22 protein-coding genes are annotated in these 20,258 nt (G+C 72.2%); 2 read left to right on the forward strand and 20 right to left on the reverse strand.

The annotated features are described in order from the left end of the window. Positions 1-729: an MBL fold metallo-hydrolase gene (locus tag QWY29_RS09565; RefSeq protein ID WP_300960501.1), complete on the reverse strand. Its 729-nt coding sequence runs from the start codon at positions 727-729 to the stop codon at positions 1-3. Positions 730-876: 147 nt separating this feature from the next. On the opposite strand from QWY29_RS09565, the gene QWY29_RS09570 reads away from it, so the two are divergent. Beyond that, positions 877-2,106 (forward strand): DUF349 domain-containing protein, encoded by a 1,230-nt coding sequence (locus QWY29_RS09570; protein WP_300960502.1) that lies wholly within the window; start codon positions 877-879, stop codon positions 2,104-2,106. 211 nt (positions 2,107-2,317) lie between these two features. Here QWY29_RS09570 and QWY29_RS09575 read toward each other — a convergent pair whose 3' ends face one another. The 10 genes from QWY29_RS09575 to pdxT form a co-directional block, all read right to left on the reverse strand. Then, positions 2,318-4,552, reverse strand: a complete 2,235-nt coding sequence (locus tag QWY29_RS09575; protein ID WP_300960503.1) for a RelA/SpoT family protein — start codon at positions 4,550-4,552, stop codon at positions 2,318-2,320. A 146-nt stretch (positions 4,553-4,698) separates the two neighbouring features. After that, a complete protein-coding gene (locus QWY29_RS09580; RefSeq protein ID WP_300960504.1) occupies positions 4,699-5,265 on the reverse strand; it encodes an adenine phosphoribosyltransferase in 567 nt (188 codons plus the stop codon). A 4-nt stretch (positions 5,266-5,269) separates the two neighbouring features. Then, positions 5,270-6,526 (reverse strand): protein translocase subunit SecF, encoded by a 1,257-nt coding sequence (gene secF, locus QWY29_RS09585; RefSeq protein ID WP_300960505.1) that lies wholly within the window; start codon positions 6,524-6,526, stop codon positions 5,270-5,272. Beyond that, positions 6,526-8,373 carry a protein translocase subunit SecD gene (secD, locus tag QWY29_RS09590; protein WP_300960506.1) on the reverse strand — a complete coding sequence of 616 codons (1,848 nt, stop codon included), beginning with the start codon at positions 8,371-8,373 and terminating at the stop codon, positions 6,526-6,528. Before secD ends, secF begins: the two co-directional genes overlap by 1 nt. A gap of 1 nt (position 8,374) precedes the next feature. Then, a complete protein-coding gene (gene yajC, locus QWY29_RS09595) occupies positions 8,375-8,665 on the reverse strand; it encodes a preprotein translocase subunit YajC (protein WP_300960507.1) in 291 nt (96 codons plus the stop codon). A 118-nt stretch (positions 8,666-8,783) separates the two neighbouring features. Beyond that, positions 8,784-9,851 (reverse strand): Holliday junction branch migration DNA helicase RuvB, encoded by a 1,068-nt coding sequence (gene ruvB / locus QWY29_RS09600; RefSeq protein ID WP_439117416.1) that lies wholly within the window; start codon positions 9,849-9,851, stop codon positions 8,784-8,786. A 5-nt stretch (positions 9,852-9,856) separates the two neighbouring features. After that, the gene (gene ruvA / locus QWY29_RS09605; RefSeq protein ID WP_300960508.1) at positions 9,857-10,453 is read right to left on the reverse strand and encodes a Holliday junction branch migration protein RuvA; all 597 of its coding nucleotides are present in this window, start codon (positions 10,451-10,453) and stop codon (positions 9,857-9,859) included. Next, positions 10,450-10,983, reverse strand: coding sequence for a crossover junction endodeoxyribonuclease RuvC (ruvC, locus tag QWY29_RS09610; RefSeq protein ID WP_300960509.1), 534 nt, complete (start codon positions 10,981-10,983; stop codon positions 10,450-10,452). The genes ruvA and ruvC overlap by 4 nt, the downstream gene beginning before the upstream one ends. A 90-nt stretch (positions 10,984-11,073) precedes the next feature. Then, complete coding sequence (locus tag QWY29_RS09615) at positions 11,074-11,850, reverse strand: YebC/PmpR family DNA-binding transcriptional regulator (protein WP_300960510.1); 777 nt, start codon at positions 11,848-11,850, stop codon at positions 11,074-11,076. Between the two features lie 91 nt (positions 11,851-11,941). Beyond that, the gene (gene pdxT, locus QWY29_RS09620) at positions 11,942-12,517 is read right to left on the reverse strand and encodes a pyridoxal 5'-phosphate synthase glutaminase subunit PdxT (RefSeq protein WP_300960511.1); all 576 of its coding nucleotides are present in this window, start codon (positions 12,515-12,517) and stop codon (positions 11,942-11,944) included. Positions 12,518-12,724: 207 nt separating this feature from the next. Between pdxT and QWY29_RS09625 the strand changes: the two genes are divergently transcribed. Continuing rightward, positions 12,725-13,204: a hypothetical protein gene (locus QWY29_RS09625; protein WP_300960512.1), complete on the forward strand. Its 480-nt coding sequence runs from the start codon at positions 12,725-12,727 to the stop codon at positions 13,202-13,204. Here the strand turns inward: QWY29_RS09625 and QWY29_RS09630 are convergent. The 9 genes from QWY29_RS09630 to QWY29_RS09670 form a co-directional block, all read right to left on the reverse strand. After that, complete coding sequence (locus QWY29_RS09630) at positions 13,179-13,805, reverse strand: TasA family protein (RefSeq protein ID WP_300960513.1); 627 nt, start codon at positions 13,803-13,805, stop codon at positions 13,179-13,181. The genes QWY29_RS09625 and QWY29_RS09630 overlap by 26 nt on opposite strands. A 47-nt stretch (positions 13,806-13,852) precedes the next feature. Next, the gene (locus tag QWY29_RS09635; RefSeq protein ID WP_300960514.1) at positions 13,853-14,539 is read right to left on the reverse strand and encodes a signal peptidase I; all 687 of its coding nucleotides are present in this window, start codon (positions 14,537-14,539) and stop codon (positions 13,853-13,855) included. Positions 14,540-14,562: 23 nt separating this feature from the next. Next, complete coding sequence (locus QWY29_RS09640) at positions 14,563-15,090, reverse strand: alternate-type signal peptide domain-containing protein (protein WP_300960515.1); 528 nt, start codon at positions 15,088-15,090, stop codon at positions 14,563-14,565. A gap of 242 nt (positions 15,091-15,332) precedes the next feature. Then, the gene (locus QWY29_RS09645; protein WP_300960516.1) at positions 15,333-16,472 is read right to left on the reverse strand and encodes a metallophosphoesterase; all 1,140 of its coding nucleotides are present in this window, start codon (positions 16,470-16,472) and stop codon (positions 15,333-15,335) included. A gap of 37 nt (positions 16,473-16,509) precedes the next feature. Further along, positions 16,510-17,409, reverse strand: a complete 900-nt coding sequence (gene pdxS, locus QWY29_RS09650; RefSeq protein WP_300960517.1) for a pyridoxal 5'-phosphate synthase lyase subunit PdxS — start codon at positions 17,407-17,409, stop codon at positions 16,510-16,512. A gap of 19 nt (positions 17,410-17,428) precedes the next feature. Further along, a complete protein-coding gene (gene pgsA / locus QWY29_RS09655; RefSeq protein WP_300960518.1) occupies positions 17,429-18,061 on the reverse strand; it encodes a phosphatidylinositol phosphate synthase in 633 nt (210 codons plus the stop codon). A gap of 12 nt (positions 18,062-18,073) precedes the next feature. Continuing rightward, positions 18,074-18,862 (reverse strand): inositol monophosphatase family protein, encoded by a 789-nt coding sequence (locus tag QWY29_RS09660; RefSeq protein ID WP_300960519.1) that lies wholly within the window; start codon positions 18,860-18,862, stop codon positions 18,074-18,076. After that, complete coding sequence (locus QWY29_RS09665) at positions 18,859-19,422, reverse strand: HIT family protein (RefSeq protein ID WP_300960520.1); 564 nt, start codon at positions 19,420-19,422, stop codon at positions 18,859-18,861. Before QWY29_RS09665 ends, QWY29_RS09660 begins: the two co-directional genes overlap by 4 nt. Further along, positions 19,419-20,132 carry a TetR/AcrR family transcriptional regulator gene (locus QWY29_RS09670; RefSeq protein ID WP_300960521.1) on the reverse strand — a complete coding sequence of 238 codons (714 nt, stop codon included), beginning with the start codon at positions 20,130-20,132 and terminating at the stop codon, positions 19,419-19,421. Before QWY29_RS09670 ends, QWY29_RS09665 begins: the two co-directional genes overlap by 4 nt. Positions 20,133-20,258 lie beyond the last annotated feature (126 nt).

A 20,258-nucleotide genomic window follows, 5' to 3' on the forward strand; every position in this document is an offset into this window, starting at 1 on the left:
TCACAGCCCCCGCGTCACGGGAGCGGTGCCGCCGCCGGCTGCGCCGCCGGGGCCGTCCTGGAGGTCCAGCAGGAACGGGTTGGTGGCCCGCTCGCGGCCGATGGAGGTCTGCTCCCCGTGGCCGGGCAGCACCACGACGTCATCGCGCAGGGTCAGCACCTTCTCCCTCAGGCTGCGCAGGATCGTCGGGTGGTCGCCACCCGGCAGGTCGGTGCGGCCGATCGAGCCGGCGAAGAGCAGGTCGCCGGAGAACATGACCTCGCTGACGTCCTGCTGCTCGTACGGCGTCCGGAAGGTCACCGACCCCTCGGTGTGGCCCGGGGTGTGGTCGACGACGAACCGCAGGCCGGCGAGCTCGAGCTCCTGGCGGTCCGACAGCTCGCGGACGTCGTCGGGCTCGGCCCACTCGTAGGAGCCGCCCAGCATCATCTGGGTGGTCTCTCGCGACATGCCGGCCATCGGGTCGGTCAGCAGGTGGCGGTCGTCGGGGTGGATCCACGCGGTGGCGTCGTAGGTCCCGGCGACCGGGGCGACGCACCACATGTGGTCGACGTGCCCGTGGGTCACCAGCACCGCGACCGGCTTGAGGTGGTGCTCGCGGACGACCTGCGCCACGCCGTCGGCGGCGTCCTTGCCGGGGTCGATGACGACGCACTCGGCGCCGGGCCCGGTGGCGGCGACGTAGCAGTTCGTCCCCCAGGGCCCAGCGGGGAATCCGGCGATCAGCACCGGGTCAGGCTACCCGTGGGTCGCCCGGGCGGCCCCACCGGGATTCGGCCCGCCGGCCGCGCGCGGCCCCCGGGACGCGTCGTACCTGACTAGGATTGCCGCCTGCGTGAGCGAGCCGCCGCGCACCACCGATGCGAGGGACCAGCAGTGACGAGCCATGAGTGGGGCCGAGTCGACGACGACGGCACCGTCTACGTCCGGACCGCGGACGGGGAACGCCCCGTCGGTCAGTACCCCGAGGGCACGCCGGAGGAGGCGTTGGCCTTCTTCACCGAGCGGTACGCCGCGTTGTCCTTCGAGGTCGAGCTGCTCGAGCAACGGGTGCGCTCCGCCGTGCTGTCCCCCGAGGAGGCGGCCGAGTCGGTGAAGACCGTGCGGGCCCAGGTGACCGACGCCAACGCCGTCGGCGACCTCGCGGCCCTCGGCGCCCGCCTCGACGCGCTCGGCCCGGTCATCGCCACCCAGCGCGAGGCCCGCAAGGCCGAGAAGGCCGCCCGGTCGGCCGAGGCCAAGGCCGCCAAGGAGAAGCTCGTCGGCGAGGCCGAGAAGCTCGCCCAGGGCTCGGACTGGCGCCACGGCGCCAACCGGCTCCGCGAGCTGCTCGACGAGTGGAAGGCGCTCCCCCGCATCGACCGGGCCTCCGACGACGCCCTGTGGCGGCGGTTCTCGTCGGCCCGCACGGCGTACACCCGGCGCCGCAAGGCGCACTTCGCGGAGCAGAACGAGAAGCGTGACGCGGCCCGCGCGGTCAAGGAGCGCCTCGTCGTCGAGGCCGAGAAGCTCGCCGACTCCACCGAGTGGGGCCCGACCGCCGGGCGCTACCGCGACCTGATGCGCGACTGGAAGGCCGCCGGCCCGGCCCCCAAGGAGGTCGACGACGCGCTCTGGAAGCGGTTCCGGGGCGCGCAGGACACGTTCTTCGGCAACCGCGACGCCGCTGCCGCCGAGCAGGACCAGGAGTTCGCCGCGAACGCCGATGTCAAGGAGCAGCTGCTCGTCGAGGCCGAGGCGCTCGTGCCGGTCACCGACGTGGAGAACGCCAAGCGCGCCTTCCGCGACATCGCCGACCGCTGGGACGCCGCCGGCAAGGTCCCGCGCGACCGGATGAAGGAGCTCGAGGGCCGCATCCGCAAGGTCGAGCAGGCGATCCGCGCCGTCGAGGACGAGCAGTGGAAGCGCTCGGACCCCGAGAAGTCCGCCCGCGCCGGCGACATGGTCCTCAAGCTCGAGGCCGCGATCGCCCAGGTGCAGGCCGAGCTCGATCAGGCCCGCGCCGCCGGCAACGACAAGTTGGTCCGCGAGCTGGAGGAGAACCTCGCCTCCCGCCAGCAGTTCCTCGACATGGCCCGGAAGGCGTCCGCGGACTTCTCCGGCTGACCCGTTCGACCTCATCCCTGCGGGGGCCTCCCGCTGGTTGAGCCGGGAGGGTCGCCAGGCCCGAGCGTGTCGGGACCCGGTGACGTGCCTGCGGCGGTGACCCCTCGGTCGCCGCCCTGCGCATCTGCCGGGGGTTTCGACACGCTTGGCGCTGCACGCCTTCGCGGCTCAACCAGCGGAGGCTCGCTGCTCGACCTGCGGGTGGGTGGGGTCAGGAGGTGACGCGGTAGGCGTCGAAGACGCCGGGGACGCCGCGCACGGCCTTGAGCACCTGGTCGAGGTGCTTGGCCTCGGCCATCTCGAAGGTGAAGCGGCTCTTGGCGACGCGGTCACGGGTGGTGGAGAGGTTGGCGCTGAGGATGTTCACGTGGGCGTCGGAGAGCGCCATCGTGATGTCGGAGAGCAGCCGGGCCCGGTCCAGCGCCTCGACCTGGATGTTGACCAGGAACGAGGAGGACCCGGTCGGCGCCCACTCGACCTCGAGCAGCTTCTCCGGCTGGGACTTCAGCGAGGTGGCGTTGGTGCAGTCCTGGCGGTGCACCGAGACGCCCCCGCCCTTGGTGACGAAGCCGAGGATGTCGTCGGGCGGCACCGGGGTGCAGCACTTGGCGAGCTTGACCCACACGTCGGGCGCACCTTTGACGATGACGCCCGCGTCGCCGCCGCTCGGCGCGACCTTCGAGCGGCCGCGCCGGCCGGTGATCGTGACGGCCTCGGCGAGGTCCTCCTGGGCGGCCTCGCTGCCGCCGTGCTCCTCGATGACGCGCCTGACGACGGCCTGAGCCGACAGGTTGCCCTCGCCGACGGCGGCGTACAGCGCGGAGACGTCGGTGATCGTGAAGTGCCGGGCCGCCAGCGTGAGCGACTCGTGCGACATGAGCCGCTTGAGGGGCAGGCCCTCCTTGCGCATGAGCTTGGCGATCTGCTCCTTGCCCTGCTCGATCGCCTCCTCGCGGCGCTCCTTGGAGAACCACTGGCGGATCTTGGAGCGGGCCCGCGGGGACCGGACGAAGGTGAGCCAGTCACGTGAGGGGCCGGCGTTCTCGGACTTGGAGGTGAAGACCTCGACCACGTCGCCGTTCTCGAGGGTCGACTCCAGCGGCACCAGGCGCCCGTTGACCCGCGCGCCGATCGTGTGGTGGCCGACCTCGGTGTGGACGGCGTACGCGAAGTCCACCGGGGTCGAGCCGGCCGGCAGGGCGATGACGTCGCCGCGCGGGGTGAAGACGTAGGTCTCGGCGCGGTTGATCTCGAAGCGCAGGGACTCCAGGAACTCCCCCGGGTCCTCGACCTCGCTCTGCCAGTCCAGCAGCTGCCGGACCCAGGTCATGTCGTCGCCGTCGGCGAGCCGGTCGGTGTCGAGGCCGGCCCGGCCGTCCTCCTTGTACTTCCAGTGCGCCGCGACGCCGTACTCCGCGCGGCGGTGCATCGAGAAGGTGCGGATCTGCACCTCGACCGGCTTGCCCGCGGGACCGATGACGGTGGTGTGGAGCGACTGGTACATGTTGAACTTCGGCATCGCGACGTAGTCCTTGAACCGGCCGAGGACCGGGTTCCAGCGCGAGTGCAGCACGCCGAGGACGGAGTAGCAGTCGCGGTCCTCGTCGACGAGGATCCGGATGCCGACCAGGTCGTAGATGTCGGTGAACTCGCGGCCGCCGACGATCATCTTCTGGTAGATCGAGTAGTAGTGCTTGGGTCGGCCGGTGACGGTCGCCTTGACCTTCGCCTCGCGCAGGTCGTTCTCGACCTGGCTGATGACCTCGGCGAGGAACTGGTCGCGCGAGGGTGCGCGCTCGGCCACCATCCGCACGATCTCGTCGTAGATCTTGGGGTGCAGGGTCGCGAACGCGAGGTCCTCCAGCTCCCACTTGAGGGTGTTCATGCCGAGCCGGTGGGCCAGCGGCGCGTAGATGTCGAGCGTCTCGCGGGCCTTGCGCTCCTGGGTCTCCTGCTTGACGTAGCGCAGGGTCCGCATGTTGTGCAGCCGGTCGGCGAGCTTGATGACGAGCACGCGGATGTCGCGCGACATCGCGACGATCATCTTGCGGATCGTCTCGGCCTCGGCGGTGTCGCCGTAGACGACCTTGTCGAGCTTGGTGACGCCGTCGACGAGCTGGGCGACCTCGTCGCCGAAGTCCTTGCGCAGCTGGTCGAGGGTGTACGGCGTGTCCTCGACCGTGTCGTGGAGCAGCGAGGCGACCAGGGTCGGCTCGGTCATGCCGATGCCGGCGAGGATGGTGGTGACCGCGAGCGGGTGGGTGATGTAGGGGTCGCCGCTCTTGCGCATCTGCGTGCCGTGCATCTTCTCGGCCACGTCGTAGGCGCGCTCGAGCAGGGCCAGGTCGGCCTTGGGGTGGTTGGCGCGCACCGAGCGGAAGAGCGGCTCGAGGACCGGGTTGGTCGGCTGGCTGCGCGTGCCCATCCGCGCGAGGCGGGCGCGCATCCCCCGCGTGCTCGAGGGCGGCGACGTGGTCGACCCGGCCGGTGTCGGGCGAGCGGGCCGTGGCCGGGCGGGCGGACGACCGCCGCCGGTCCGGGCGGGCGTGCGGTCCTCGGTCACACGACCCAGTCTAGGCCGTCAGGAGGACCTCAGATGACGGCGATGCTGTGGATCGGCAGATCGCCGACCGCGTCGCGCCCGGCGAGGAAGCCGAGCTCGAGGAGCACGGCGACGCCGACCGGCGTCGCGCCGCAGGCCTCGACCAGCTCGCGGGCCGCCCGGACCGTGCCGCCGGTGGCGAGCACGTCGTCGACCAGCAGCACCCGCTCCCCCGGTGCCACGGCGTCGTGGTGCAGCTCGAGCGTCGCCTCGCCGTACTCCAGGGCGTAGGAGACCGCGTGCGCACCGCGCGGCAGCTTGCCGGCCTTGCGCACCGGCACGAAGCCGGCGCCCAGGGCCAGCGCGACCGGCGCCGCGAGGATGAAGCCGCGGGCCTCCATGCCGACCACCTTGTCGACGACGGTCGCACCGTCGGCGTCGCGGCCGGCGTCGGCGATCGCCTCGACCACCGCGGACAGACCGGCGTGGTCGGCCAGGAGCGGCGTGATGTCCTTGAAGACGACCCCGGGCTCGGGGAAGTCGGGGACGTCGACCACCAGGCGCTCGAGCGCCTCGCGGGCCGCGTCGAGGCGCGGCCCGCGCTGCGTGGAGGTCACCCGGCTACTTCTTGCCGCGCTTGGAGCGCGTGACCCGCGAGGGCTGCTGCCGGCCGGCGGCACCGCTCGGACGGACCTCGCCCTTGGTCTGCGGCACGACCCGACCGCGGCCGCTGGCCTCGGGCCGGCGCTCGGGGGTCGGCGCCGCGGGCTGCTGCACCTCGGGCGTCGCGTCGTCGACCAGCTCCGGGTCGGCCTCGGGGTCCCAGACCTCGTCGGTCGCCGGGGTGTCGGAGGTGACGGCCGGGACCATGGCGTACCGGTCGGCCTGGGCGCGCGCCTTGGCCTTGGCGTGCCGCTCCTGCAGCTTGACCTCGGTCTCGGTGCCCTTGAGGTGCACCAGGACGCGCGGGGCGATGACAACCGAGGAGTAGACACCCGCCGCCATGCCGACGAACTGCGAGAGCGCCAGGTCCTGCAGCGAGCTCGCGCCGAGCTGGATCGCGCTGACCCACAGGATCGCGCCGATCGGGATCAGCGCGACGATGCCGGTGTTGATCGACCGGACCAGGGTCTGGTTGACCGCGAGGTTCGCCGCGTCGGAGTAGGACTGGCCCGGCTGGAGGTACTCGTTGGTGTTCTCGCGGACCTTGTCGAAGACGACGACGGTGTCGTAGAGCGAGAAGCCTAGGATCGCCAGGAGGCCGGTCACCGCGGACGGCGTCACCGGGAACCCGGACAGCGCGTAGATGCCGACGGTGATCGCGATGTCGTGGGCCAGCGCCACCATCGCGGCGATCGACATCTTCCACTCGCGGAAGTAGATCCAGATGAAGACCATCGTCAGCGCGAGGAAGACCGCGACGCCGATGGCGGCACGCTCGGCGACGCGCTGGCCCCAGCTCGCGCCGATCTCGTCCTGGGAGATGTCGTTGAGAGGATCGTCGACCGCGATCGTGTCGGTGATGGCCGCGACGACCTGGTCGTTCTCCTCCGCGGTCAGGTCCTCGACCTGGATGAGCAGGGACTCGCCGGCGGTCGTGACGACCGGCGACTCCGCACCCTCGACGCCGGCGTCGGCGACCGCCGCGCGCAGGGCGTCGGCGTTGTCCTGGGTGGCCTCGGAGGCGCCCACGGCGACGCGGTACTGCGTTCCGCCGGTGAACTCGATGCCGAAGTTGAGGCCCTTGATCAGCACGACACCGATCGCGAGGCCCACGAGGACCAGCGAGATGGCGTACCAGAGCGGCTTGCGACCGACGAAGTCGATCGACCGGCGGCCGTTGTAGAGCTCGTTGCCGAGCCGGGAGAACTTGCCCATCAGGCGTTACCTCCAGCGGGGACCCGGTCCATGCCGAGCGTCTCGGGGCTGAGGCCGGAGAGGCGGCCGCCGCCGTTGAAGAACTTGTACCGCGCGAGGTAGGACACCGCGGGCTTGGTGAACCAGAACAGCACCGCGAGGTCGATGAGCGTGGACAGGCCGAGCGCGAAGCCGAAGCCCTTCACCGCGCCGGTCGCGAAGATGTAGAGCACCGCGGCCGAGAGCAGCGAGACGGTGTTGGCCGCCAGGCGGGTCACCTTCGCGCGCCGCCAGCCGGTCTCGACCGCGACCCGCATCGACTTGCCCTCGCGCATCTCGTCACGGATGCGCTCGAAGAACAGGATGAAGGAGTCGGCGGTGACACCCACCGCGATGATCAGACCGGCGATGCCGGGCAGGGTCAGCGTGAAGCCGGCCGTCTCGCTGAGCAGCAGCACCATCGCGTAGGTGATGAGCGCTGCGACCCCGAGCGAGCCGAGGACGACGATGCCCAGGCCGCGGTAGTAGACGAGGCAGTAGAGCATCACCAGGCCGAGGCCGAAGCCGCCGGCCCACAGGCCCGCGGAGAGCTGGTCGCCGGCGAGCGAGGGGCCGATCGTCTCCGACGACACGTCGTCCTCGAAGGCGATCGGGAGCGCGCCGAACTTCAGGCTGGTCGCCAGGCTCTGCGCGGACGCCTCGGTGAAGTCACCGGAGATCTGGGCCTGGCCGTTGGTGATCAGGCCCTCCATGGTCGGCGCGGAGAGCACCTGGCCGTCGAGGACGACGGCGAACTGCTTGCCGTTGTCCAGCAGCTTGCGGGAGATGTTGGCGAAGGTCTCGGTGCCGGAGCCGTTGAACTCCAGCGCGACGACCCACTGCACCGTGCCCTGCGGGATCTGGGCGGAGGCGTCGGTCAGCTGGGTGCCCTCGATCGCCGACGGCGAGAGGAGGTACTTCACGACCTGGCCGCGCTCGCCGGTGTCGCAGCTGACCAGCGGCTTGGCCGGGTCGTCCACGACGTTGGGCGAGGAACCGTCGGGCGGGCAGGTGAACTCGTTGAAGGCCCTGATCGCGGCCTCGTTCGGGGCGTCGGCCCAGGCGAGCGGGTCGTCGGCCAGCTTGCCGCCCTCGGGGGCCGGCGTCGGCGCGTTCGACTGCTCGTCGCTGGGCTCGTCGCTCGCACCGTCGCCGGCGCCGTCGCCGGCGCCGTCGCTGGCGTCGTCGCTGGGCTGGGCGTCGGGAGACTCGCTCTCCTCGGCGGTGGCGAGGTTCTTGGCTGCGAAGCCGACCGGCGGGCGGTTGTTGGTGCCCTGCTGGTCCCCGTCGCCCTGGTCGCCGCCCTGACCGCCGTTGCCCTGGCCGCCGTTGCCCTGGTCGCCGCCCTGGCCACCGTCACCGGCACCGCCGGTGCCGGGGTCGACCTCGACCGAGCCGCCGGGCAGGCCGCCCGTGGCGTTCGGGTCGATCGTCGGGCCGCCGCCGCCCGCGGCGCACGGGCCTGGGTCGAAGTCGGAGCAGGCCACCAGGCGGAAGCGCAGCTGCGCCTGGCGCTTGACGGTCTCGAGGAGGTCGCGCCGCGAGCTGCCGGGGACCTCGACGACGATGATGTTGGAGCCCTCGGTGACCACGTCGGCCTCGGCGACACCGGAGCCGTTGACGCGGTCGTCGATGATCTGGCGAGCCTGCTCGAGGCTGTCGTCGGCCGGGTCGTCGTCGGTGGCGATCAGCGTGATGCGCGTGCCGCCCTGGAGGTCCAGGCCGAGCTCGGGCTTCCAGCTGCCGGCCATGGCCACCAGCCCGTAGATCAGCACCATGCCGAGGAAGAAGACCCCCAGGGTCCGCCCGGGACGGGGCTTGCGTGCCATGTCAGATCTCCTCCGGCTCGCCGAGCTCGGCGGGCCTTGGCTGTGCGACGGTGCCGATCGCGCCACGAGCGACGGTCACGACGACGCCCTCGGCGATCTCGACACGCGCGGTGTCGTCGGTGAGCTCGCGGATCGTGCCGAGGAAGCCCGAGGTCAGGACGACCTCGTCACCCACCCCCAACGACGACTGCATGCGGGTGAGTTCCTTCTGGCGCCGGGAAGCCGGCCTGATGATCAGGAGCCAGAAGAGGAGGGCGATGCCGACCAGCGGCAACAGGGAGGCGAGCTCCACGGACGAACCTCTCGAGCGATGACGGGGAGGCCGCGCACCCGAGCGACTCCCGGGGCGACCGACGGGCAAGCATACCTACGGGCTCGGCCGCCCGGACGAATCCCAGGGACCCGGCACGTCACTCCTCGAACAGGGTCGGCTCCACGGCAGGCGGGGCGCTCAGCCCGAGGTGCTCCCAGGCGGCCGGCGTCGCGACGCGGCCACGCGGCGTACGCGCCAGGAAGCCGTTGCGGACCAGGAACGGCTCGGCGACCTCCTCGACCGTCTCGCGCTCCTCCCCCACGGCGACCGCGAGGGTGGAGACCCCCACCGGTCCACCGGCGAAGCGGCGGCACAGGGCGTCGAGCACGGCTCTGTCGAGCCGGTCGAGCCCCAGCTGGTCGACCTCGTAGAGCTCGAGCGCGGCCTCGGCGACCGTGCGGGTGACGACGCCGTCGGCGCGGACCTGGGCGTAGTCACGGACCCGGCGCAGCAGCCGGTTGGCGATGCGCGGGGTGCCCCGCGAGCGGGAGGCGATCTCGGCGCTGCCGTCGTCGGTCAGCTCCACGCCCAGCAGCCCTGCCGAGCGGTGGACGATGAGGTCCAGCTCGTGGGGCTCGTAGAACTCGAGGTGGGCGGTGAACCCGAACCGGTCGCGCAGCGGCCCGGGCAGCAGGCCAGCCCGCGTCGTGGCGCCGACCAGGGTGAACGGCGGCAGGTCGAGCGGGATCGCGGTCGCGCCCGGCCCCTTGCCGATGACGACGTCGACCCGGAAGTCCTCCATCGCCATGTAGAGCATCTCCTCGGCCGGCCGGGACATGCGGTGGATCTCGTCGACGAAGAGGACCTCGCCCTCGTTCATCCCCGAGAGGATCGCGGCCAGGTCGCCGGCGTGGGTGATGGCGGGGCCGCTCGTCAGGCGCAGCGGCACCGACATCTCGGCCGCGATGATCATCGCCAGCGTCGTCTTGCCCAGCCCCGGGGGCCCGCTGAGCAGCACGTGGTCCGGCGCCCGGCCGCGCCGGCGGGCGGCCTCGAGCACCAGCCCCAGCTGGTCGCGGACGCGGGACTGGCCGACCACCTCGTCCAGGGTGCGGGGCCGCAGCGCCGCCTCGACGGCCCGCTCGTCGCCGTCGGCCTCGGCCGCGGTGATCGACCGCAGGTGGGTCTCCTCGGCGGCGGCGAGCTCGTCCTCGTGGAAGGGCACCGGGCTCAGGCCTTGCTGAGGGTGCGGAGGGCCGCGCGGAGCAGCATCGCGACGTCGGGCAGCTCGCCGGCCTCGGGAGCAACGACCTCGACGGCCTTCTCGGCCTCCTTGGCCGACCAGCCGAGCCCGACGAGGCCCTGGTGCACCTGCTCGCGCCACGGCTCGGCACCGGCCGCGGCGGGCGCGGTGGTCGTGCCGGTCGGCGGGCCGATGCGGTCCTTGAGCTCGAGGATGATGCGCTGCGCGCCCTTCTGCCCGATGCCGGGCACCCGGGTCAGGGTCTTGACGTCGTCGCTGGTGATCGCGCGGCGCACGTCGTCGGGGCTGAGCACCGCGACCATCGCCTGGGCGACCTTCGGGCCGACGCCCGAGGCGGTCTGCACGAGCTCGAAGATGCTCTTCTCGTCCTCGTCGGCGAAGCCGTAGAGGGTCATCGAGTCCTCGCGCACGATCATGCTGGTCGCGAGCGTCGCGCTCTGGCCGGTGCGCAGCCCGGCGATCGTGCCGGGGGTGCACATCAGCTCGAGGCCGACCCCGCCGACCTCGAGCACCGCGCTGGTGAGGGAGACCCCGGCGACCTGGCCGCGGACGAAGGCGATCAACGTCTGCTCCTTGCTCGTGCGGTGGCGGCCGCGAGGGCCTGGTCGATGCGCGCCTGCGCTCCCCCGCGCCAGATGTGGGTGATCGCGAGCGCCAGCGCGTCGGCGGCGTCCGCCGGCTTGGGCATCGCGTCCAGCCGCAGGATGCGCGTCACCATCGCGCCCACCTGCGCCTTGTCGGCCCGGCCGTTGCCGGACACCGCGGCCTTGACCTCGCTGGGGGTGTGCAGCGCGACCGGCAGCCCGCGACGGGCGGCGCAGACCATGGCGATGCCGCTGGCCTGGGCGGTGCCCATGACCGTGCTGACGTCGGAGCGGGCGAAGACCCGCTCGATCGCGACCGCGTCCGGCCGGTGCTCGTCGAGCCAGGCGTCGACGCCCTTCTCGATGGTCACCAGCCGCTCGGCCACGGGCCGGTCCGCGCTGGTGCGCAGGACGTTGACGTCGACGAGCGTGAGCGGACGGCCGACCGACCCGTCGACCACGCCCATCCCGCAGCGGGTCAGGCCGGGATCGATCCCGAGCACGCGCATGGCCAGCCTTCCGTCGAACGTCTGTTCGGGAGGAACGCTAGCCGTCGGCCCGGACGTACGCCGTCACGACACGCCCGCGGCGTACCTCGCTCAGGCGTCGGCGGCCTCGAGCTCGGCCATCACGTCGGCGGGGACGTCGACGTTGCTGAAGACGTCCTGCACGTCGTCGAGGTCCTCGAGGGCGTCGACGAGCTTGAAGACCTTGCCCGCGGCGGCCGCGTCGACCGGGATGTCCATCGTCGCGACGAACTGGATGTCCGCGGAGTCGTAGTCGATGCCGGCGGCCTGCAGCGCCGTGCGGACCGCGACGAGGTCGGTGGCCTCGGAGATGACCTGGAACTGGTCGCCGAGGTCGTTGACCTCCTCGGCGCCGGCGTCGAGCGTGGCCTCGAGGACGTCGTCCTCGGAGACCTCCTTGCCGCCCTCTTGCGCCTTGGCGACCAGCACGACGCCCTTGCGGTTGAAGAGCCGCGAGACCGAGCCGGGGTCGGCCATGGTGCCGCCGTTGCGGGTGACCGCGGTGCGGACCTCCATCGCGGCGCGGTTCTTGTTGTCGGTGAGGCACTCGACCAGCAGGCCGACGCCGGACGCGCCGTAGACCTCGTAGGTGATCGTCGTGTAGTCCGCGCCGCCGGTCTCGGCACCGGAGCCGCGCTTGACCGCGCGGTCGATGTTGTCGTTGGGGACCGAGGACTTCTTGGCCTTCTGGATCGCGTCGTAGAGCGTCGGGTTGCCGGAGGGGTCGCCGCCGCCCATGCGGGCCGCGACCTCGACGTTCTTGATCAGCTTGGCGAACATCTTGCCGCGCTTGGCGTCGATCGCGGCCTTCTTGTGCTTGGTGGTCGCCCACTTCGAGTGGCCAGACATGCGTCCCTCTTCCCGCGCCGGTCGTGTGCTGGTGCAGTCCCCTGCACCGACCGTCGATCCTAGCGGCGACCACCCCCGGTGGCCGACGAGGTCAGCGCACCAGGTCGACGAAGAGCTCGTGCACCCGGCCGTCGCCGCCCACCTCGGGGTGGAAGCTCGTGGCCAGCAGGTGGCCCTGGCGCACCGCGACGGGGTGGCCCGCCGCCTCGGCGAGCACCTCGACGCCCGGCCCGACCTCCTCGACCCACGGCGCCCGGATGAACACCGCGTGCACCGGCGCGTCGATCCCGGTCACGGGCAGGTCGGTCTCGAACGAGTCGACCTGCCGGCCGAACGCGTTGCGCCGCACCGTCACGTCCAGCCCGCCGACCGTCTCCTGCCCCTCGGCGCCGTCGCGGACGTGGTCGGCGAGCAGGATCATCCCTGCGCACGTGCCGAACGCCGGCATGCCGCCCTGGATGCGCTTCCTGAGCGGGTCCAGGAGCTCGAAGGTGCGCAGCAGCTTGGCCATCGTCGTCGACTCACCACCGGGCAGGACGATCGCGTCGACCGCCTCGAGCTCGCTCGCCCGGCGGACCGTCGTCGCCCCCACGCCGAGGTCGGTCAGGGTGCGGACGTGCTCGCGCACGTCGCCCTGCAGGGCGAGGACGCCGATGGTGAGTGGCACGGGCTGGAGGCTACGACCCGCACGTGCTTGCCGCGGACTCCGCACCGGACGGACCCGGCCCTCCAGCTCCGGGACCAGTCGCGTGCCAAGGGACACCCGACGCGTCGGGGTCGCACGACCTCGTAGGGACGTCGTCCCTCAGCAGTGGTTCGTGACGTTGCGACGCTCCTGCACGCGGGACGCCGCCGCCGCGATCCAACCCGATGCGTGCACCGCCTCGATGTCGACCCGGTACCTGTAGAAGGACCAGATGATCGCGTAGCGGTCCCTGATGGTGGCGTCCGGGACGATGGCGTCGCCGAACGAGTGTTGGCGGGCACTGCCGGCAGCTCGAAGGTGGCGAGCACCCGGGGGTTCTCACCGTCGATCTTGGTCACGGTGACGACGAACCGCGTGGCATCCGCCGAATACTTCCAGGTGAGGGTGACGGTGCGGGTCAGGCCGCCGCCGCTGCAGCTGATCTCCTGCGCTGACGGGATCGTGCGACCGGAGAATGCGGAACCGCTCACCGCGGCGGCGTCGACCCACGCCGCACGGGTCCCTGGGAGCCCCCATATCGTCGCCACCGCCAGGGAGACGCTGAGGAGAAGACTGACCAGGGTCCAGGATCCCCTCGACCTGCGAGGCGAGGTCGAGACACCGGCGTCGGGCTTCGACCACGTCACGACAGGGCCGAGGACGCGGTGAAGGTGAGGGTCAGGGTCGTCGACTTGCCCTGGAGGGACGACGGAGCGGCCGTGAGAGAGGTCGCCATGCTCACCTCGAAGCACAGCGTGGCTGCTTCCTGACCGGCAGCCACCGGACCTCTTGGACCTCCCAACAGCGAGGCTCCGCTCAGCTGCAGGACCCGGGACAGGATCTCGTTACCTCCCGAACAGGTCGCCGTGGACCCACTGACGCTCCGCACGCCGTTCTCGACGATCCTCAGGCGGAGTGCCCCTGGCGTGGCGAACGCCAACGCGTCGGCGCCGGACAAGCCCCCGGTGAGCGTGTAGGTCAAACCTGCCGAACCGCTGTTGCGAAGGGTGATGACCTCTGCAACCGAATCTCCAGGCACCATGGCGGCCATGCCAAGGGTGGTCGTGATGTGGCTGTCCTTGCCGTTCACCTTCAGGTCGATGGTGCCCGCCTGGATGGTCGCCCCGCCCACCGATGCCTCATCGGTCCAGAACGCGAAGGTCCCTTGCCCGCCGACAAGGACGAGGACGCCGGCGAGGAGCGACGCGATCGCTACAGCGGTGCGGCCGCGGCGGGGCTGCCGCTGGGCCCGGTGGGCTGCGTGCTTCATGGTGTCGCTCCTCTCGGGGTGCCGGGCTGGCGGTGGGGTGCAGGCGGTCAGCGCGAGGCGTGGCGTGCTGCGGGGTGCTGCGGCTGACGCTTGCTGCTGCGCCGGTCGCGGGCGTCGCTGCCGAAGAGGCCGAGTGCGTAGAGCACGAGTCCGCCGGCGACGACGTACACGGCCAGCTGCCGCTGGTCGCCGGTCAGGACGTTGTTGGCGTAGCCGAGCTTCGGCACGGCGTACCAGAGCACGCCGCGCACGGACCCGGCCGGCCGCCAGCCGTCGTCGGGCGTCTGGTTGGCGTCGCCCTGGGTGAGGAACTCCGGCTCGCCGTCCTGCCCGGCGCGGACCGCGATCACCCGGTGCGTGACGACCTGCGGCCGGCCGGACTCGATCTGGAAGGTGACGACCTCACCGATCTCGATGTCCTCCGCCGGCGTGGGCCGGGTGACGATCAGCGTGCCTGGCGGCAGGCCGGGCTGCATGGAGCCGGTCAGCACCGTGAACGGCGTCGCCCCGGCCACGCGCGGGACCAGCACCGCCACGGTCAGCACGGCGAGCAGTCCCAGGATGAGCACCCAGCTGAGGACCCGGGCGACGAAACCCAGCGCGGACCGCCAGCGCCGCCCACGACCCGGCTTCCCAGTGGAGGTCCGCGTGCCGTCGGCCGACGCACCGGGCCGGCGCCCCGGTCGCGACGGCGCGACGCGTAGGAGCGCGGCGTCCCACACGTGGGTGCTCATCGACGACCCCTGGACTCAGCCGCTCAGGCCGACGCGTCGGTCTGGGTCAGCGTCGTCGTGATCGCCGTCAGGTCCAGGACCTGCTCCTGCGAGTCGTTGTCGACGCTCGCACCGAAGGGGAAGTCGACGGTGATGTCGACTGTCAGCGGAGCGTTGTCGTCGGCGCCGCTGATGGCAGTGGTCGGCGTGATGACCTCGCCGGCGAGCTCGAACACGGTCGTCGTCTCCACGAACGGGGCGAGGGTCCCGCTCTCCGCACCGCCGACGACGGACACGGTCGCCGCGACGTTGTCACCCGCGGCGTCGACGATGTACGAGCCGGCGTACACCAGCTCGTCGCCCGGCACGACCAAGACGTTCGCGAGGTCCGCCACCGGGGCGCCGTTGAGCGTCCAGGCGCCGGTCTCCTCGACGAGCTTGAGGTGGCCGGAGCCGAAGATGTCGGGGTCGTTCGTGTCCGTGGCGTTCCAGTAGGCGAGCGAGCCGGCGCCGCCCATGAGGAGGACGGCGGCGGTGCCGGCGGCGAGGGCGCCCTTGGCGGTCTTGTTCATGATCGTTCCTTCGTGAGGGAGGAGCCGGAGTTCCGGCGATGACCCCATCCCACGTCAGCAACCTGAAGGACACGGCTGGTCAGGCCGAAGGGCCGCGCAGGGAATCCTCAAGTTGCTTGAGCAAGGGTCGCCGAGGCCCGGGTCGTGTGGTCCACGTCGCGGGTTGCCGCGTCCTGGGGCACACGACCCGGGTGCGGAGCGAGGGCGGCGGCGGGTTTCGAGACAGGCGCTGCGCGCCTTCCTCAACCAGCCGTCGAGCGGAGGGTGAGGACGGTGATCTCGGGGGCGGCGCCGGTGCGGACGGGCGGGCCGGAGGTGCCGATGCCGCGGGAGGTGACGACGGTGACACCGTCGACGACGTCCACGCCGGCGAGGGTGGGCTGCTGGAGCGGCACGAACCAGCCGAACGGCCAGATCTGGCCGCCGTGGGTGTGGCCGGAGAGCTGCAGGTCCACGCCCACGGAGACGACGGCGTCGACGAGCTGGCGCGGCTCGTGGGCGACGTACACGACGAAGTCCTCGGGCCGGGTGCCGGCGAGGGCGGCGTCGGGGTCGGGCGCGAGGTCGCCGGTGCCGATCTCGTCCTGGACGCCGGCGACGACGAGCGGGTCTCCCCCGCGCTCCAGCACGACGTGCTCGTTGCGGAGCACGTCGACGCCGAGGGTCTCGAGCCGTTCGAGGTACGCCGGCGCGTCACCGGACTCGATCTCGTGGTTGCCCGAGACAGCCACGACGCCGAGTGGGGCGTCGAGGTCGGCCAGCGGCGCGAGGTCGGGGCCGGTGAAGCGCTCGCGGCCGTCGACGAGGTCGCCGCCGAGGACGACGAGGTCCGGGTCCTGCTCGTTGACCAGATCGACCGCGCGACGGGTCCACGCCTCGCCGTGGACGACGCCGACGTGCAGGTCGGTCAGCAGCACGACCCGGGCGCCGTCCCAGCCGGTGGGCAGCGCCCCCGACCCCACGTCGTACGCCGTTGCACGGGGCCGCTGCGCCACGACGGCGCCGACGGTCATCACGACCAGCGCGAGGACGACGACCACCGGGGTGCCGACGCGCAGCAGCCGCTCACGGGCGGCCGGCCGTCGCAACAGCCGGAGGGCCAGGGCGAGGAGCGCGAGCAGGAGGCAGCCGGCCGTGAGGTACCAGGACAGCCCGAGCCAGGCCAGCCCGATCCACAGCACCGGGCGTAGCGGGGCGGGGTCGATCGTGCGGTAGGCGACGTTCGACGCCACGAACAGCAGCAGCCCGCCGACGACCACGACGAGCGAGAGCCGCCGCGCCCACCGCGGGGCACCGTTGACGACGGCCAGGCGCCGGTGCAGCCAGCGCGCCCACCAGGCGACCAGCGCGAGGAGCAGGACGAGCGAGACGACGCCGAGCACCTGGCCGAGCCAGGAGTCCTGGAGGTCGTTCAGCAGGTCACCAGCCGCGCTCGGCGAGGCGGTGCGGCTGCGGGATGTCCTCGACGTTGATGCCGACCATGGCCTCGCCCAGACCGCGGGAGACCTTGGCGACCATGTCGGGGTCGTCGTGGAACGTGGTGGCCTTGACGATCGCCTCGGCGCGCTGGGCGGGGTTGCCGGACTTGAAGATGCCCGAGCCGACGAAGACGCCCTCGGCGCCGAGCTGCATCATCATCGCCGCGTCCGCAGGGGTCGCGATGCCGCCGGCGGTGAACAGCACGACGGGCAGCTTGCCGGTCTCGGCGACCTCCTTGACCAGGTCGTACGGCGCCTGGAGCTCCTTGGCCGCGACGTACAGCTCGTCGCCCTCCAGCGCCGCGAGCCGGCGGATCTCGCCGCGGATCGTGCGCATGTGGGTGACCGCGTTGGACACGTCGCCGGTGCCGGCCTCGCCCTTGGAGCGGATCATCGCCGCGCCCTCGGTGATCCGCCGCAGCGCCTCGCCCAGGTTGGTCGCACCGCACACGAACGGCACCGTGAAAGCCCACTTGTCGATGTGGTTGGCGTAGTCGGCGGGGGTGAGCACCTCGGACTCGTCGACGTAGTCGACACCGAGCGACTGCAGCACCTGCGCCTCGGCGAAGTGACCGATGCGCGCCTTGGCCATCACCGGGATCGAGACGGCCTCGATGATGCCGTCGATCATGTCCGGGTCGGACATGCGCGAGACGCCGCCCTGGGCCCGGATGTCGGCGGGCACCCGCTCGAGCGCCATGACGGCGACGGCTCCGGCGTCCTCGGCGATCTTGGCCTGCTCGGCGGTGACGACGTCCATGATGACGCCGCCCTTGAGCATCTCGGCCATGCCGCGCTTGACGCGGGTGGTGCCGGTGCTCGTCAGGGTGCTCTCGGTCATGGAAGGAGCGTAGGCCGCTTTACCCGACGGACGGATTCCCGTCCGCGAGGGCGGCCAGCGCCTGCTGGCGCACGACCCAGATCCGCTGCACGACGGTGATCGTCGAGGCGATCGCGAGCGCCCACAGCGCGACGTGCATCAGGACGGGCAGGTCGAAGATCGCGCCGAGGCCCGTCATCACCAGGATCGCCACGAGCCGGTCGGCGCGCTCGGCGATGCCCACCTTGGCGGTGTAGCCCAGGCCCTCGGCGCGCGAGCGGGCGTAGGAGGTGACGCTGCCCATGACCAGGCAGACGAGGGACAGCACGAGGTAGAGCCGACTGTCGCCCTCCCACGCGAAGTAGAGCGCCAGCCCGGCGAAGATCGCGCCGTCGCCGATGCGGTCGAGCGTGGAGTCGAGGAACGCCCCGAAGCTGCTCGAGCGGCCGGTCGTGCGCGCCATGTAGCCGTCGACGAGGTCGCTGAAGACGAAGGCGGTGATCACGAGCGTGCCGATGAGCAGCTCCCCCTGCGGGTAGAACACCAGCGCGCCGGCGCTCACCCCCAGCGTCCCGACGAGGGTCACGACGTCGGCGCTGACGCCGAGCCTGATGAGCAGGTGGGCGACGGGGGCGACGACCTTCGTCCAGAAGGCACGGAAACGATCCAGCATGGCGGGAGCAGGCTAGCGGTCGAGCAGCCGGTCGCAGACCTCGGCCACGGCGGTCGGCGGCCCGGCGACGTACCAGTCCTTGCCGGCGACCTCGACGTGGCGCATCGCTCCCCCGACCCCGCGGACGATCGCGGCGCCCGGGAGCTCGTCCCACGGCGCGACGGAGTGCTGGAAGACCAGCCCGACCCGTCCGGTCGCCACGGCCACCTGGTCCATGCTCATCGACCCCAGCCAGCGCAGGGTCGCCGCGCCCCCGGCCGCCCGGCGCCACGCGGCGCCGACCTCGCCCTCGAGGAACGGCGGGTGGAGGTACGTCGCGATGCTGATCTCGGCGAGCGGCCGGTCCACCAGCGGGGTCAGCGGCCGGCCGTCGCAGGTGCTGGGCAGCGCCGGCCCGCCGACGTACGTCGCGTCGCCCATCGGGTCGTGGACCGCCCCGACCAGCAGGTCCTCGGCGTCGCGCAGCCCCACCGCGGAGCACCACCAGGGCAGGTCGTTGACGAAGTTGTAGGTGCCGTCGACCGGGTCGACCACCCAGGAGCGGCCGGTCGTGCCCGCGGCGGCGTGCCCGTGCTCCTCGCCGAGCACGGCGTCGCCGGGCCGCTCCGCGCGCAACCGGCCGGTCACGAGCTCCTCCGCGGCCCGGTCGGCGGCGGTGACCACGTCGGAGATCGACGTCTTGTAGTCCAGGCTCAGCCCCTCCGCGCGCATCCGCCGCGCCAGCGTGCCGGCCTCGCGGACCAGGTCGGCGGCGAGCCGGGCGTCGTCCTCGAGCGTCGGCGACGGGCTGCCGGCGCTCACGCGGTCGGCCACGCCTCGGCAAGCAGCTCGCGGGTGTCGCCGAGCAGCTCGGGGAGGGTCTTGGTGCGGCCGATGATCGGCATGAAGTTCTGGTCGCCGGGCCAGCGCGGCACGACGTGCTGGTGCAGGTGGGCGGCGATGCCGGCACCCGCGATGTGGCCCTGGTTCATGCCGATGTTGAACCCGCCCGCGCCGGAGACGCCCCGCACGACCCGCATCGCGTCGCGGGTGAGGTCGGCGATCTCGGCGGCCTCCTCGTCGGTGGTCTCGGTGTAGTCCGCGATGTGGCGGTAGGGGCAGACCATCAGGTGGCCCGGCGCGTAGGGGTAGAGGTTGAGCACGACGAAGGAGAGCCGACCGCGGTGGACCACGAGGCCCTCGTCGTCGGCCATCGACGGGATGCGGCAGAAGGGGCACTCCCCCGACGACGCGTCGGCCGGCTTGTTCTCCCCGCGGATGTAGGCCATCCGGTGCGGGGTCCAGAGCCGGTCCAGCTCGTCGGACCGGCCGATGCCGTCCTGGTGCAGCGTGTCCACGTCGGCCTGCTCCTCCTCGCTCACGGGGTCGCCTGCGCCCGGGTGGCGGCGACCAGGTCCTCGACCCGCTGGTGCGGGTCGAGCTCGAAGCCGAGGGCGCGGGCGTGGCCGGCGAGGATGTACCAGACCGAGCCGGTGACCAGCTCGACGAGCTTCGGCGCCGCCGGCACGCGCTCCGGCCGGGCCATCCACCGGCGCACCGCACCGAAGACCGCGCCGACCAGCCCGAAGACCAGCGGGTCGATCGCGGCGCGCTCGTCGTCGCCCATGTCCAGGCCGAGCATCTCGACCGCGGTGGTGATGACCTCGCAGACCTGGCCGGCGATCTGGGTCAGCCCCTCCTGGAGCGGGCCGGTGCCCTCGCCCTGCTCGGCGACGCGGTGCAGCGCGGGGTGGGCGACCGCCCAGCCGACGTACGTCGCCACGATCCGCTCGACGATCTCCGGGATCGTGCCGTCGAGCCCGATCTCGGGCAGCAGCGCGGCCCACAGGCCGTCGAGGATCTCCGCCTGCACCGCGCGGTCGAGGTCGGAGCGGTCGGCGAAGTGGCGGTAGACGACCGTGCGGTTCAGCCCGGCGCGCTCGGCGATCTGCTGGACGTGGAACTCCGCACCCGGCTCACCGTCCTCGATGACCGCGATGGCGGCGTCGAGGATCTGCTGGCGCCGCTGCTTGTTGTGGCGGTCCCAGCGCGCCTGCCGCCCGTCCGGGCGGCCCTCCCCACTCGTCGCCATCTCGTCCCTCGTTCCGGTCCCGGTCGCCGCGCCGCGTCCCCGCTCGGCGACGCTCAGGGTATCCGGAGGCACCCCGGTCCCCGGAGGGGTAGTGTCGACGAACGGGGCCATCCAGGCCCTCCATCG

The sequence above is a fragment of the Nocardioides abyssi genome, from assembly GCF_030412915.1.
GTDB lineage: Bacteria > Actinomycetota > Actinomycetes > Propionibacteriales > Nocardioidaceae > Nocardioides > Nocardioides abyssi.

Coding starts and splice junctions, on each gene's coding strand:
- secF (WP_300960505.1), bottom strand. CDS start 6,526: ATGGGCAAGTTCTCCCGGCTCGGCAACGAGCTCTACAACGGCCGCCGG.
- QWY29_RS09630 (WP_300960513.1), bottom strand. CDS start 13,805: ATGAAGCACGCAGCCCACCGGGCCCAGCGGCAGCCCCGCCGCGGCCGC.
- secD (WP_300960506.1), bottom strand. CDS start 8,373: ATGGCACGCAAGCCCCGTCCCGGGCGGACCCTGGGGGTCTTCTTCCTC.
- QWY29_RS09615 (WP_300960510.1), bottom strand. CDS start 11,850: ATGTCTGGCCACTCGAAGTGGGCGACCACCAAGCACAAGAAGGCCGCG.
- pdxS (WP_300960517.1), bottom strand. CDS start 17,409: ATGACCGAGAGCACCCTGACGAGCACCGGCACCACCCGCGTCAAGCGC.
- QWY29_RS09575 (WP_300960503.1), bottom strand. CDS start 4,552: ATGCGCGCCCGCCTCGCGCGGATGGGCACGCGCAGCCAGCCGACCAAC.
- ruvC (WP_300960509.1), bottom strand. CDS start 10,983: ATGCGCGTGCTCGGGATCGATCCCGGCCTGACCCGCTGCGGGATGGGC.
- QWY29_RS09670 (WP_300960521.1), bottom strand. CDS start 20,132: ATGGCGACGAGTGGGGAGGGCCGCCCGGACGGGCGGCAGGCGCGCTGG.
- pgsA (WP_300960518.1), bottom strand. CDS start 18,061: ATGCTGGATCGTTTCCGTGCCTTCTGGACGAAGGTCGTCGCCCCCGTC.
- QWY29_RS09640 (WP_300960515.1), bottom strand. CDS start 15,090: ATGAACAAGACCGCCAAGGGCGCCCTCGCCGCCGGCACCGCCGCCGTC.
- QWY29_RS09635 (WP_300960514.1), bottom strand. CDS start 14,539: ATGAGCACCCACGTGTGGGACGCCGCGCTCCTACGCGTCGCGCCGTCG.